Source organism: Empedobacter sp. 225-1 (genome assembly GCF_030328185.1).
Lineage (GTDB): Bacteria > Bacteroidota > Bacteroidia > Flavobacteriales > Weeksellaceae > Empedobacter > Empedobacter stercoris.
In genome coordinates, this window is sequence record NZ_JACALO010000004.1 from 13,049 (window position 1) to 27,883 (window position 14,835).

13 protein-coding genes are annotated in these 14,835 nt (G+C 32.6%); 10 read left to right on the top strand and 3 right to left on the bottom strand.

Annotation, left to right across the window (positions count from 1 at the left end; genetic code table 11):
• The first annotated feature begins 84 nt into the window (after window positions 1–84).
• The gene (locus tag HX088_RS01975; RefSeq protein ID WP_225542461.1) at window positions 85–495 is read left to right on the top strand and encodes a hypothetical protein; all 411 of its coding nucleotides are present in this window, start codon (window positions 85–87) and stop codon (window positions 493–495) included.
• On the opposite strand, the gene HX088_RS01980 is transcribed toward HX088_RS01975, so the two are convergent.
• Window positions 492–1,520 (bottom strand): sensor histidine kinase, encoded by a 1,029-nt coding sequence (locus HX088_RS01980; protein WP_171623556.1) that lies wholly within the window; start codon window positions 1,518–1,520, stop codon window positions 492–494. The two genes, HX088_RS01975 and HX088_RS01980, sit on opposite strands and share 4 nt — an antisense overlap.
• Window positions 1,521–1,529: 9 nt before the next feature.
• Window positions 1,530–2,210 carry a response regulator transcription factor gene (locus tag HX088_RS01985; protein WP_171623557.1) on the bottom strand — a complete coding sequence of 227 codons (681 nt, stop codon included), beginning with the start codon at window positions 2,208–2,210 and terminating at the stop codon, window positions 1,530–1,532.
• A 158-nt stretch (window positions 2,211–2,368) separates the two neighbouring features.
• Between HX088_RS01985 and HX088_RS01990 the strand changes: the two genes are divergently transcribed.
• From HX088_RS01990 to HX088_RS02020, 7 genes are all read left to right on the top strand, one after another.
• The gene (locus tag HX088_RS01990) at window positions 2,369–5,155 is read left to right on the top strand and encodes a TonB-dependent receptor domain-containing protein (RefSeq protein WP_286483201.1); all 2,787 of its coding nucleotides are present in this window, start codon (window positions 2,369–2,371) and stop codon (window positions 5,153–5,155) included.
• A 26-nt stretch (window positions 5,156–5,181) separates the two neighbouring features.
• The gene (locus tag HX088_RS01995) at window positions 5,182–6,381 is read left to right on the top strand and encodes a beta-helix domain-containing protein (RefSeq protein WP_171623558.1); all 1,200 of its coding nucleotides are present in this window, start codon (window positions 5,182–5,184) and stop codon (window positions 6,379–6,381) included.
• Between the two features lie 198 nt (window positions 6,382–6,579).
• Entirely contained in the window at window positions 6,580–6,906 is a 327-nt protein-coding gene (locus tag HX088_RS02000) for an iron-sulfur cluster assembly protein (RefSeq protein WP_171623559.1), read from the top strand.
• A 112-nt stretch (window positions 6,907–7,018) separates the two neighbouring features.
• Window positions 7,019–7,993 (top strand): SPFH domain-containing protein, encoded by a 975-nt coding sequence (locus HX088_RS02005; protein WP_260541592.1) that lies wholly within the window; start codon window positions 7,019–7,021, stop codon window positions 7,991–7,993.
• Between the two features lie 126 nt (window positions 7,994–8,119).
• A complete protein-coding gene (locus HX088_RS02010) occupies window positions 8,120–8,995 on the top strand; it encodes a bifunctional 5,10-methylenetetrahydrofolate dehydrogenase/5,10-methenyltetrahydrofolate cyclohydrolase (RefSeq protein ID WP_171623897.1) in 876 nt (291 codons plus the stop codon).
• Window positions 8,996–8,999: 4 nt separating this feature from the next.
• On the top strand, window positions 9,000–9,647 hold the full coding sequence (locus HX088_RS02015; protein WP_171623898.1) for a 7-carboxy-7-deazaguanine synthase QueE: 648 nt from the start codon (window positions 9,000–9,002) through the stop codon (window positions 9,645–9,647).
• Window positions 9,648–9,742: 95 nt separating this feature from the next.
• Window positions 9,743–10,267 carry a plastocyanin/azurin family copper-binding protein gene (locus HX088_RS02020; protein ID WP_171623899.1) on the top strand — a complete coding sequence of 175 codons (525 nt, stop codon included), beginning with the start codon at window positions 9,743–9,745 and terminating at the stop codon, window positions 10,265–10,267.
• A gap of 142 nt (window positions 10,268–10,409) precedes the next feature.
• On the opposite strand, the gene pgi is transcribed toward HX088_RS02020, so the two are convergent.
• A complete protein-coding gene (pgi, locus tag HX088_RS02025) occupies window positions 10,410–12,062 on the bottom strand; it encodes a glucose-6-phosphate isomerase (RefSeq protein WP_286483207.1) in 1,653 nt (550 codons plus the stop codon).
• Between the two features lie 179 nt (window positions 12,063–12,241).
• Here pgi and HX088_RS02030 point away from each other — a divergent pair, with 179 nt between their 5' ends.
• Window positions 12,242–12,997, top strand: coding sequence for a lysophospholipid acyltransferase family protein (locus HX088_RS02030; RefSeq protein WP_286483208.1), 756 nt, complete (start codon window positions 12,242–12,244; stop codon window positions 12,995–12,997).
• Window positions 12,985–14,835, top strand: coding sequence for a M1 family metallopeptidase (locus HX088_RS02035; protein ID WP_286483209.1), 1,851 nt, complete (start codon window positions 12,985–12,987; stop codon window positions 14,833–14,835). The genes HX088_RS02030 and HX088_RS02035 overlap by 13 nt, the downstream gene beginning before the upstream one ends.

Consider the following 14,835-nt stretch of genomic DNA (forward strand, 5'->3'; position numbering starts at 1 on the left):
TAGTGCAAATTTACATTTTTTATGTATCTTTTGAGATAGAAAGACGATATTTGTAACTTAATAATCAACACCTAAACCAAACCAATGAAAAAAGAATTGATATTTTACTATATCGGTATACTTGTATTTTTTTCTATTCTAATTTTTTCTATTCGACATATTGTAAATACGACACGTGTTTTTGTGGGCTATGAAGATGGTTTTAATCCAATTCATATTAAATGGAACTTAGATCCAAGAGATTCTACTTTGCGTGTAAAAGATCCTATGTATTTGAGAAACGAATATTATTTGGTTAAAAATCAAGATAAATTGTTCTTATCAAAAGATACAATTTTATATGCCGAAATGTTCGATGATTCGTTGGCAACAAAAGGAAATGTGTTGAATATTCATCCTCCTTATTTTTTATGGAAAGAAGCTAAAAATGATACGCTGAAAGTCTTTAAGAATAATGTCACTTTAAAATTTACGAAGAAAAAAGAAACGTATTAAGCTTTTTGCAAATAGAACGAAAATGTAGATCCTTTTCCTGTTTTACTTGTCACATAAATTTTTTGATGATGGGCTTCTAAGATATGTTTTACAATAGCAAGCCCCAATCCAGATCCTCCATTATTACGGTTTCTAGATTTATCAACACGATAAAAACGCTCAAAAATTCGATCAATGTCTTCTTGCTTTATTCCAACACCTTGATCTTTTATTGAAATTTGAATTTTATCATCATATTCCTCAAAATCAATTGAAACTTCTGTATTTGGATTCGAATAATTAATGGCATTTACAATCAAATTAATCAACACTTGTTGTATTTTCTGAATATCACCTACCACTTTTATCGGCTGATGAATAGGGTAATTAAGCGAAATTTTGATGTTATTTTTTTCTGCTTTAATTTCTAATAAATCAATCACATCTTGTACAAGTGCAGTCAAATTAAACACCGAAAACTCGATGTTGATTCGTCCACGTTCCAATTCAGCAATCATATCTAAATCTTTGACCAAATAAATTAATCGATCAACTGATTTATTGATTCGGTTTAAATATTTATCTCGAATCGATTCGTCCTCAACTCCACCTTCAATCAAGGTTAATAAATATCCCTGAACTGAAAAAAGGGGCGTTTTTAATTCATGCGAAATATTTCCAAGAAAATCTCTTCGGTAATTTTCGCGCTCATTCAACACGTCAATTTCTTTCGATTGATCTTCTGTTATTGTTGAAATTTTCTGAGAAAGTTCTTCAAAATCAACATGATTAGATTGAAATTGAGGAATGTTTTTAGAGATTTCGGTAAAATCTTTTTTGCGTTGATTTTTTAAAGAAAACCAATAAAATATTGATAATCCAATCAACAAAAGCATCATCAAACTGATGAAAAATAATTTTTCTTGGAGAATAAATTGAATATTTCCAAACCATAAAAATGAGAACAAAACAAATCCTAAAGCCAAAAATAATGTACTGATAAAGGCATATAAAAAGATGTTTTGAACTTTGAAAGTTGAAGCCATTACGAGCTTTTAGTCATTTATTTTGTATCCAATTCCTTTGATTGTAGAGAAGCGATCGTTCCCAAATTTTTCGCGTAATTTTCGCATATGCACGTCAATTGTGCGTCCACCAACCACAACTTCGTTCCCCCAAACTTTTTCTAAAATTTCTTCGCGTTTAAAAACACGTTCCGGGTTTGAAGCTAATAAAGCAATCAATTCGAATTCTTTTCGTGGTAATAAAAAATCTACTCCTTGAAAGTTTACTTTGTAGGTTTCGCGATTAATCTCGAAGTTATTTAATTTGATGTATTCATCTTTAGGGGCTTCATTAGGTTGTTTTAGCTTTAATAAAGCGTTTAATTTACTGACTAAAACTTTTGGTTTGATTGGTTTCAGAATGTAGTCATTTGCACCAGCATCATAACCTGCTAATTGAGAAAAATCTTCGGCGCGAGCAGAAAGAAATACAACTAAAGTATCCTTAAAAGAGTCAAGTTTTCTTAATTCGGCACACATTTCCATTCCATCCATTTGTGGCATCATGACATCAAGTAGAATTAAATCTGGACGAAAAATTTTGGCTTGTTTAAGGCCTTCAATTCCATTTTGAGCAGTTTCTACTTCAAATCCTTCTTTTTTTAAGTTGTAACCAATAAATTCTAAGATATCTGGTTCGTCGTCAACTAATAAAATTTTAATGTTCTTCATAATTGTTTGTAATAACTAAATAAAATTAGTCGATGTAAAATTAAGCTTAAATTTTAGGAGAAATCACTTAAAAATATTTCTTAACATTCATTTAAAATTACAATAATTTGATAACAATTACCTAACAAAAGCTTTACAATTTGTAAAAATGTTTTTCATTGAAAACCAACAACTTTGCAATCAACAAACACGAATTATCAATCGCAATGAAACGCAATTTAACTTTACTTTTATTATTAGGGTCAGCCGCATTATTTGCACAGACCAATATTAAATTAGAAGGAACTCTATTTGATCAAAGAACCAATCAACCTCTTTCTGGAAAATCATTTACAGTAGAAGGCTTGGATATTCAAGCTAAAACAGATGAAAACGGTCGTTACGAAATTTCTGTTCCAGATGATACGTATCAATTGGAAATGAAAGTCGATGGTTATCAAACGATCACTCAGAATTTAACAGATTCGAATACATTAAATATGTATTTGCAACCAGAAGATTTCAAAGATGGTAAAATTGATTTATCAACGGCTGTTATTACAGGTGTAAGAAGTAAAGCTGCAGAGGCAAATCTTTTGAACTTGCAAAAAAGATCTGTAAATATAGTAACGAATATTGGTTCTGCGGAGCTAGAGCGAAAAGGAGTAAGTGATGCAGCAACAGCTATGACTAAAATAGCTGGAATTTCTAAGCTTGAAGGTACAAATTCTATTTTTGTAAGAGGATTAGGTGATCGTTATATATCTACAACATTAAATAATTTACCATTACCATCTAACGATCCAGAATATAAAAATATTGATTTAAGTCTTTTTAATACTGACATTATAGAATATATCTCAGTTGATAAAGTTTATTCTCCTAAACTGTTGGGGGATTTTTCTGGGGCAGCTGTAGATATAGTATCAAAGGATTTCCAAGATAAAGGACTATTTCAGATTTCTGTAGGAACTTCTGTTAATACAAATGCTATAGGTGAGAGTAACTTTATGTTACAAGATGGACCAAGTAAGGCAGGTTTTTCTAAAATAAATGTTCCTAATAACCCTTTGAATTCATACCAATTTAAGACGAAGTTAAATCCAACAACGTCGAGTACAATTGCGCCAAATTTTGGATTGAAAGCTGGTAAAACTTTTAGAATTGGAGATGAAGGAAAACTAGGAGTGTTTGCTAGTGCGAGTTTTAATAGTAACTATGATTATCGTGAAGGTATAAATCAAACAGTTAATGCTTTAGGAGGATTAGGAGGAAGATTAAGATCTTTTGTACCTCATCAAAAATATTCTTATGAAACAAATTCTACAGGAATGTTTAATGCGAATTATAAAATAAATAAAAATCATAGTATCAAATATAATTTCTTATTTATTAATTCTTCTGAGCAATCAAGAGATTTATACTATGGTTTTATTCGTGATATTGCTGAGGATGATAATGGATTAATCCAGCGTAATACTTATATACAAAACCAATTAATGGTAAACCAACTTTTGGGAGATCATAAGTTGACAGATAAATTGGATCTGAATTGGGGATTAGCTTTTAATAAAATAGAAAGTGATGTGCCAGATCGTACACAAAACACATTACGACTTAATAAAACGACAAATGAATACCAGCTTGCTCAAAACTCTACAACCGATAATCATCGTTATTTTCATAATTTAATAGAAAAGAGTTATGCTGCAAATGTAGGATTAAGCTATCGTTTGAATAAATCTGCAAATGGATTAGCTAGAGGTTTTGTAAAAGTGGGATATAACGGTCGTTCTGTGAATCGTGATTTTGAAGCAAGACAATTTAATTTCAGATTAAACAACTCACAAGTCGTAGACCCGAATAATTTGGATGCTTTTTTTAATGAAACGAACTATAATAACGGATATTTTAGTACAACGACATATAGCGGTACTTTAGCTCCTCAGGTTTATAATGGAGATCAAACTATACATGCCGGATATGCAAATTTGGAATATAACTTAACAGATAAATTAAGTGCAGTCCTTGGTTTACGTTACGAAAATATATTGCAAGAAATATCGTGGAGAACACAGTTAAGTTCTGACTTAAATTCTAACATGTTAGACGAAAACTACTTCTTACCGAGTCTTATTGTAAAATATGCTATCAACAATAAACAAAACTTACGTTTCGGAGCATCGAAAACCTATACACTTCCTCAATTTAAAGAAAAAGCATTGTTTTTATATGAAGATGTAAATGAAACAAAATATGGAAATCCTTTTCTTTATGCATCAGATAACTATAATGTAGATTTAAAATGGGAGATTTTTCCATCTCATGGAGAATTAATTTCTATTGCAGGTTTCGGAAAATATATTCAGAATCCAATTAATGAGGTTGTCATTGCTTCATCTACAAATGATATTTCTTGGGTTAATGGAGATTATGGTTATGTCGTTGGAGCAGAGTTAGAAATCAGAAAAAATATATTCAATTTTGGACAAGAAGGCAAAAATACATTGTCAGCAGGTTTAAATGCCAGTTACATGAAAACTGACCAAGAAATAGATGCTGAAAAGGTACGAAAAGAAACAAAAGGGATGTATAATTTAAATTTAACTACACCTAAAGCTGCTTTGACAGGAGCATCTGATTTTTTACTTAATGTGGATGTCTCTTATGTAAAATCTTGGAAGAGAGGATCTGAAGTTATGGCTACACTTTCTTATGCTTATTACTCGGATCGAATTTATGCATTGAACAATGAGAATAGAGGAAACTTAATTGATAAAGGGATAGGATCTTTAGACTTTATATTACGAACTAAGTTAAATAAAAACATAGGAATAAACATTGCTGCAAGAAATATTCTTAATCCAGAATTTAAACGTGTACAAGAAAACGCAACAGGTAACGTAACAGCTGTTTCATATAAAAGAGGGGCAAACTTTGGTCTTTCTGTAAATTATAATTTTTAAAACAAAACAAAACAAAAACAAATAACATGAAAAAATCTTTTTTTAAACTTTTAACATTAGCATTATTTGTAGGAACAGTTTCAACAACATTTATATCTTGTTCTAGCGATGATGATTCTTCTACTGAAATAACTGATCCATCTACTTTCGTTGTAGATAGAAATAACTTAAAAGGAGAAATAACAAAAGGAGAGGTCGTATTGGAGTCAGGAACTTACAAATTAACAGGACGTTTAATTGTAAGAGAAGGAGCAATTTTAAGAATCAAACCAGGAGTTGTTATAGAAGCTACAAATCCTAGTTCTGCTACAGCCTACGAAGAAGTAAGATTTATTTCTATTGCTCAAGGAGCAAAAATATTTGTAGAAGGAACAGAAAGCAATCCAGTTATTATGACGGCTACAAACAAAGCTCCTGGTAAATGGGGAGGACTAGTATTAGCTGGTAAAGCTCCTATAAACAAAGGAACAACAGCGACAACAGAAGTAGGTGGGGAATTGGCTTACGGAGGAAGTGATGTCAACGATAATTCTGGATCAATTCAATATTTAAGAATAGAGTATTCTGGTTTTGCTTACAATGCAGATAAAGAGTTTAATGGCTTATCTTTATTTGGAGTTGGAAAAGGAACAGTTATAAAAAATGTACAAGCATACGAAAGTTCAGATGATGGATTTGAGTGGTTTGGCGGAACAGTAGACGCGAGTAATTTAGTTGTTGTTAATACCCATAAAGATGTTGGGGATGACATGTTTGATTGGACTGAAGGATGGAATGGAACGGGACAAAATTGGTATGGTAAAAAGACAAATGCAGGAAATAGAGGTATAGAAGCTGATAACAACTCTAATAATCCATTAGCAACTCCAATCTCTAGTCCTACTATAAAAAATATGACATTAATCGGTGCAGGAAAAGAAGGAGCAGAACCTCAAGGGATAAAGCTACGAGTAGGTTCTCAAGGTACATTTGATAACATAGTTTTAAGTAACTGGAATGTAGGTTTTGATATTCAACAAGATGAGTCAATTGCAGCAATTACTACAGGAAAATTAAAAGCTACTAATGTCAAATTTGATAATGTAACTACAAAATCTGTTGGAAAAAATACTAAGAATGAAACAGTAGATGTTTCTGCTGTTTATACAGAAAGTTCTACCGCTAATGGTGCTGGAAATGGAACAGCTACACCAGATTGGGCAAAAGGCTGGACTTTAGGTTTATAATAATCAATCCATATAATGATAAAACTTTTTATCTAAAAAAGTTCTTCGTGTTTGTAAATCGCTTTTTTGGGTTCTCCAAAGAAGCGATTTTCTATCATTATAAAGATTTTATTTTAACTCATTAAAAATAGTTATTTAGAAAAATTCCACGTAACCTAAACTATTCGTACATTTGCAGAACAATAATAATTGATAACAATGGCATTAACAGAACAACAATTAGATTCGATTGGAGAAAAATTGGTTGAAAAATTCAAAACAGTTTTCGATCCAGAGATTCCCGTTGATATATACGAATTGGGATTGGTTTATGATGCACAGGTGAATGCAGATGGTGAAGTAAAAGTTACCATGACCCTTACATCTCCAAACTGTCCAGTAGCTGAAAGTTTGCCTTTAGAGGTAGAGCAGCGCGTAGAAGAAATAGAATACGTATCAAAATGTTACGTAGAAATTACCTTCGAACCACCTTGGGATAGAGATATGATGAGCGAAGAAGCAAAATTCGAATTAGGAATGTTATAAGTTAACATTCCTAATTTTTTTTGGTCTAAAAATCAATTATCAATTCATTCTGAATATTTTCTGAAAATAAATACTTATCTTAATTCCATTATTATTTTTAAGCACTAAAACTATGGGACCTACATTAGGATTTTTATTATTTGCAGGTATAATTGTACTCTTTTTATTCATTTTTACCGTAAAACAGCAAACTGCAGTTATCATAGAACGATTCGGAAAATTTAACAGTATTCGTAACCCTGGATTACAATTCAAAATTCCAGTTGTTGATAAAATCGCAGGAAAAATGTCACTCAAAATTCAACAATTAGATGTTGTCGTTGAAACAAAAACAAAAGATGATGTATTCGTACGATTAAAAGTTTCGGTTCAATATCAAGTCATCAAAACACAAGTTTATGATGCATTTTACAAATTAGATAATCCATATACGCAAATTACATCTTTCGTATTTGACGTTGTTCGTGCTGAAGTTCCTAAACTTCGTTTGGATGATGTTTTCGAGAAAAAAGATGATATAGCCGTTGCTGTAAAGGGAGAGTTACAAGAAGCGATGAATTCGTATGGTTACGAAATTGTCAAAACTTTGGTAACCGATATCGATCCTGATGAACAAGTAAAACATGCGATGAATCGTATCAATGCTGCCGAACGCGAAAAATTGGCTGCACAATATGAAGGTGATGCTGCTCGTATTTTAATTGTTGAAAAAGCAAGAGCCGAAGCCGAGTCAAAACGCTTACAAGGACAGGGTATAGCCGATCAACGACGCGAAATTGCAAAAGGTTTATTAGAATCTGTTGATGTATTAAATGGGGCAGGAATTACGTCTCAAGAAGCTTCTGCATTAATTGTAGTTACACAACATTATGATACCTTGCAAGCAATTGGAGAAAAATCTGGAAGCAAGTTAGTGTTATTACCTAATTCGCCAACAGCAGCATCGGAAATGTTGAATACAATGGTGACTTCTTTTACAGCGGCACATCAGTTAAATGAACATCAAATCATAAAAGACGAGCCATCAACTCACCGAAAAAATAAACCGAATCAAGACGATTCGTTTACTTTACCAGAGCAAGCATAAAATTATTATCAACCAAAAACCACTTCATAAAAAGAAGTGGTTTTTCTATTGAATCAAAAATCATCATCACAACATCTTTATTTATTTTCTAATTTGTCCGTATCTTTGCGCAAACACAACAAAACAATGCAAATTTTAGACGGTATTAAACTGGCAAAAGAGATCAAACAAGAGATCAAGGAGCTGGTACAGAATTACAAGGACCAAGGAGTTCGTGTACCACATTTGGGGGCAATTTTAGTAGGAAGTAATGGCGCTTCGCAAACGTATGTTGACAATAAAATAAAGGATTGTCATTTCGTAGGTTTCGAATCGTCTGAATTACGTTTGCCAGATACAATTTCACAAGAAGATTTAATTACAGAGATTGAAAAATGGAACAATGATGATACATTGGACGGATTTATCGTTCAATTACCATTGCCAAAACATATCGATCAAGAAGCAGTAATTAATGCGATTGATCCAAAGAAAGATGTAGATGGATTTCATCCAATGAATTTCGGAAAAATGGCATTAGAAATGGAAACATTTTTACCAGCAACTCCTTATGGAATTATGGAAATGTTAGAGCGTTATAACATTGATACAACAGGTAAACACACTGTTGTAATCGGACGTTCTCGCATCGTTGGTCGCCCAATGAGTATTTTGATGAGTAAAAATGGGAACCCTGGAAACAGTACGGTAACCTTAACTCACTCCAAAACTCAAAATTTAGAACAATTTACAAAAGAAGCTGATATTGTGATCACTGCTTTGGGTGTTCCTGGTTTCTTAAAAGCCGATATGGTAAAAGAGGGAGCAGTCATCGTTGACGTTGGAATTACACGTGTTGACGACGAAACTAATCCTCGAGGATTTAGATTGGCTGGTGATGTAGATTTTGATAATGTAAAAGAAAAAGCATCGTGGATTACACCTGTTCCTGGTGGAGTAGGGCCAATGACACGTGCAATGTTATTAAAAAACACATTGTTGGCTTACAACAACAAAAAATAAAATTATGATACATATTGCATCAACAACTGCAGAAGAACAACTATTGATAGAAGAAGGTAAATTATTGCCTGTTATGGAGCATTTCTACACAATTCAAGGGGAAGGAATGTATACTGGAGTGGCATCCTATTTTATTCGATTAGGAGGTTGTGATGTAGGTTGTCATTGGTGCGATGTTAAAGATAGTTGGGATGCTGAAAAGCATCCCTTAACTAATGTTGATGAATTGGTAGACTTGGCAACTTCACAAGCCAAAACTATCATCATTACAGGAGGAGAACCTTTGATGTGGGATTTGACTTATTTGACAAAAAAACTACATGAAAAAGGTGCCCGTATTCATATCGAAACTTCGGGTGCTTATCCGTTAAGTGGAGAAATTGATTGGGTTTGTCTTTCTCCCAAAAAATTAATGCTGCCATTGGATGAGGTTTGCGAAGCTGCAAATGAATTAAAATGTATTGTTTTTAATAATCATGATTTTAAGTTTGCGGAAGAACAAGCAGCACGAGTTGGAAAGGATTGTACACTCTTTTTACAAACCGAATGGAGCAAACGCGACAAAAACCTTCCTTTAATTATTGATTATGTAAAAGAGAATCCAAAATGGAGATATTCTTTACAGACACACAAGTATTTAGATATTCCTTAACAAGTTTCTGCTTTAAATCAGATTATTTATTAATCAATAAACTTTTTTAAGTAACTGAATTTCACTATTTTTATATCAAACAAAAATATTGAATCATGAAAAAAATAGTTTTAATGAGTTTCGCAGCAGTCTTTATGATGAGCTGCGGTGGTTCTAAAAATGAAGAATCTGCTCAACCAGAAATAGACTACAGCACTGCTCCGCAAGAGGATTCAGAAACTACAGTAGCTTCAACACCAGCAACAAATAATCATATTGTTTTAAAGGCGAGTGATGACATGCGTTTTGATAAAACAGAGTTTACAGTAAAGGCAGGAGAAGAGGTTACGTTAATTTTGATGAATACAGGTGAAATGTCTAAAGAAGCGATGGGACATAATTTTATTTTATTAAAACCAGGTTCTGATGCTTCTGCATTTGCAAATAAAGCAGCTTCTGCCAAAGCGACAGATTATATTCCAACTGATTTACAATCAGAAATCATTGCACACACAAAATTATTAGGAGGCAGAGAAAATGATCAAATCAAATTTACGGTAGACGAAGGCACGTATGATTTCTTATGTTCTTTCCCTGGACACTTTGCTACAATGAACGGAAAAATTAAAGCCGTTAAATAATAATTGATTATGTCAAATTTACTTTTGGCACAAATATTGAAATAAGCATGGGTGTATAAGATTTAGTAGAGTAAATTTTGTCCTCATGTGTTAATTTTAAGCCTGTTTTTCAACAGGCTTTTTTTATTTAAAATGGCTGAATTTATTTTCTCCAGAATTTGTATGTATTTATCAAACCGTTTGTAGAAGCATCATGTGAAGTTATTTGCTCATCATTTTCTAACTCTGGTAAAATAACATTTGCCAATTGTTTTCCTAATTCAACTCCCCATTGATCGAAAGAGAAAATATTCCAAATTACACCTTGAACAAAAATTTTGTGTTCGTACATCGCAATTAAATTTCCTAAAACTTTTGGTGTTAAAACTTCGTATAAAATAGAATTTGTTGGACGATTTCCTTCAAATATTTTAAATGCTTTTAAGAAATCAATTTCTTCTTTCGATTTACCCGCTTTTTCTAATTCAGCAACAACCGTTTCTTCATCTTTTCCAAAAGCTAAAGCTTCTGTTTGTGCAAAAAAGTTTGATAATAATTTTGCATGATGATCCCCTAAATTATTCAAGGAATTAGCTCCTGCAATAAAATCTGCTGGAATTAATTTTGTTCCTTGATGAATTAGTTGATAAAAAGCATGTTGACCATTTGTTCCTGGTTCACCCCAAATAATAGGTCCTGTTTCGTAATCCACTTTCTTCCCATCTCGACCAACATATTTCCCATTCGATTCCATATCTCCTTGTTGAAAATAAGCTGCGAAACGTGATAAATATTGCTCGTAGGGCAACAAAGCAACAGAATTAGCTCCAAAGAAATTGTTGTACCAAATTCCCAAAAGCGCTAAAACAACGGGAATATTTTGATCTAAAGTTTCTGTTTTGAAATGGATATCCATTTCATGTGCACCCTCTAATAATTCTTCGAAATTATCAAAACCTACTGCCAAAGCAATACTCAAACCAATTGCACTCCACAACGAATAACGACCACCAACCCAGTCCCAAAATTGGAACATATTTGCCGTATCAATTCCGAAATTTGCAACTCCTTCTGCATTTGTTGATAACGCGACAAAATGTTTCGCAACATCAGCTTCTTGCGCTTCCGAATTCAAAAACCATTCTTTCGCCGAAAAAGCATTTGTCATAGTTTCTTGTGTCGTAAATGTTTTTGAAGCAACAATAAACAAAGTCGTTTCTGGATTAATCGTTTTAAACGTTTCAGCCAAATGTGTTCCATCAATATTCGAAACAAAATGAATATTTAAACGAGTTTTATAATGTTTCAACGCTTCTGTAACCATCACTGGCCCAAGGTCAGAACCTCCAATTCCAATGTTGACAACATCCGTAATTTCTTTTCCAGAAAAACCTTTCCATTCACCAGAAATCACTTTTTCAGAAAAAGATTTCATTTGTTCTAACACCTCATTAATTTGAGGCATCACATCTTTTCCTTCAACTAAAACCTCTTCATTAGAGCGATTACGTAAAGCCGTATGCAAAACTGCACGCTTCTCTGTCACGTTGATTACATCTCCATCAAACATTTGTTGAATTGCCTGATCAACATTCATTTCTTTTGCTAAATCAACCAAAAGCTGAATTGTTTCTGCATTGATTCTATTTTTCGAATAATCCACTAATAATGATGGATATTGAATAGAAAATTCTTCGAAACGATTTGCATTTTGAGCAAATAATTCTTTGATTGACGTATGTTGAATCGTTTGAAAATGTTTTTCTAACGCATTCCAAGCATTCGTAGTTGTTGGATTGATTGTATTTAAAGCCATAATATTTTTAGTATTCTTTCCTTAACAAATTTAATCATTTCAAATTGGTTGCAAAATGAAGTTTTGGATGATATCGTTTTAGCAATTTTATTTAAGACTTTTTTCAACAAAACGAGGAAAATGATTTATTTTTCAATCAACTAATTTTCTCCATATCTTTACCCAACTAAACCAACTCAATGAAATACATTACAGGTTTTTTTGTTCTTATTTGGCGCATTTGGATGATTTTGTTAGCCACAGTTTATATTTTAACAATAGGGGTATTTATCGTTTTACCATTAGCAAGTTTTGACAGAACCTTTCCTTATATTTATCCACTGATTAGGTATTGGGGGAAATTTGTTTTGTATGGAACAGGATTTAGAATCGATTATAAAAAACATGTTCCACTTGATCCGGACGAAAATTATATTTTTATAGCTAATCATACTTCGGTAATGGATATTATGCTGATGTTAACCATACTAAAACATCATCCAATCGTATTTGTTGGTAAGGCAGAATTACTTAAAATCCCTATCTTTGGGCGAATATTCGAACGAATTTGTATTCCAGTTAATCGAAAAAGTGTGCGAAGTAAAGCAAACGTTTATCCGGAAGCAAAAAAGAAATTAGATAAAAATTTGAGTATTTTTATTTTCCCAGAAGGAGGAGTAACAAACGATAAGGAATTTAAGATTTATTTGGATCCTTTCAAAGATGGTGCATTTAATATTGCCATTGAAACTAAAACTCCTTTGGCTGTTTTTTCTATACATGGATTGAATAAGATGTTTCCATTCAATTGGTTTAGAGGCTATCCAGGAAAAATAAAAGTTCGATTATTGGCTACTTTCGATACCGAAAATTTAGACGTTAAAAATGACAAAGCAGCTTTAAAAGCAGCGGCTTTCAACACAATATTAAAAGATTTAGAAGAATGCAAAAATTAGTTTATATCGCACTTGGTACAACCTTAATTGCGACAGCTTGTAGCAAACAAATTACATCAACAAAAGGTATTGAAGCTAAAGACAATCAGACTTTTGCAGATTTAGATCAAGCGCGAATTAAACATTTGAGTTTAGATATCGAAACTGATTTTAATACCCATCAAATAAAAGGTTCGGCTGCATATACGTTTGTAAATAATAAAGCTAAACAATTGATTTTGGATACTGAAAAGTTGACAATTGATTCTGTTTTATTAGCAAATGGACAAAAAACAACGTATAAATTAGGCGAAAAAGATTCGATCAAAGGTCAAGCATTACTTATTGATGTCACACCAAATGATACGATTGTACAAGTTTTCTATAAAACATCACCTGATGCAAATGCATTACAATGGTTAAGTCCGCAACAAACACACGATAAAAAACATCCTTTTTTATTGTCGCAAGGTCAAGCCATTTTAACACGTTCTTGGATTCCTATTCAAGATACGCCAAGTGTTCGTCTTACGTATGATGCAAAAGTAAAAACGCCAAAAGATTTGTTGCCTTTAATGAGTGCAATTAATCCAAAAGAAAAAAATGCGGAAGGAGTTTATACCTTCAAAATGCCACAAGCAATTGCACCTTATTTGATTGCTTTAGCTGTTGGAGATGTGCAATATCAACCAATTGATAACAGAACAGGTGTTTATGCAGAACCAGGATTATTGAAAGCTGCTGCTTGGGAATTTGCTGAAATGGGAAATATGGTTACGGCTGCCGAAAAATTGTACGGAAAATATCCGTGGGAACAGTTTGACGTATTGGTTTTACCACCATCGTTTCCTTTTGGAGGAATGGAAAATCCACGTTTAACGTTTGCAACGCCAACTGCAATTGTAGGAGATCGCTCGATGACGAATTTAATTGCACACGAATTGGCACATTCTTGGTCAGGAAATTTGGTAACAAATTCTACTTGGGATGATTTCTGGGTAAATGAAGGATTTACTGTTTATTTTGAACGTCGAATTATGGAAGAATTAGAAGGAAAGGATTACGCAGATATGATTTCGGTAATCGGGTTTCAAGATTTAGAAACTTCCATGAAAAATATCCCAGAAAAATATACTTCTTTAAAAGTGAACATGACGGGAGCAAACCCTGATGATGCTTTTTCTGATGTTCCGTACGATAAAGGTTATTTGTTCTTAAAAATGTTAGAAGATAAATATGGACGCGAAAAATTTGATCAATTCTTGAATCAATATTTTTCTTCGCATGCTTTCCAAACCATGACAACAGAAAAATTTGTCGATTATTTGAAAGCTAATTTAACAAATGGCGAAGATTCTTTTGTTCAAGAATGGATTTACAATACAGGTTGGCCGAAAGATTTGAAAAAACCAACTTCAAAACTATTTGATTTAGCTGAAGCACAATTACAACAAGATATCACTAACGGAAGAAATAAAGTAGCACCTAAAAAAGTTGAGATTTCTACAAAATCAACAAACGAATGGGTACATTTTATTCGTCAAATCGATACAGCTAAAAACACAAAAGAAGATTTAGCTTATTTGGATGAGATATATAATTTTACAGCTTCTAAAAATCCTGAAATTCAAACCGCTTGGTATGAAAAAGCATTTTTGTTGCATTACGATAAAGTGAATGCCAATGCGAAAGATTTCTTGGTAAATGTCGGAAGACGTAAATTCTTAGAACCTTTGTATTTAGCTCTTAAAGAATCTAATCAAACAGATTTTGCGAAAAATATTTACAAAGATGCACGTCCTAATTACCATTTCGTTGCGCGTCAAACGATTGATACAATGTTAAACTACAAACCATAA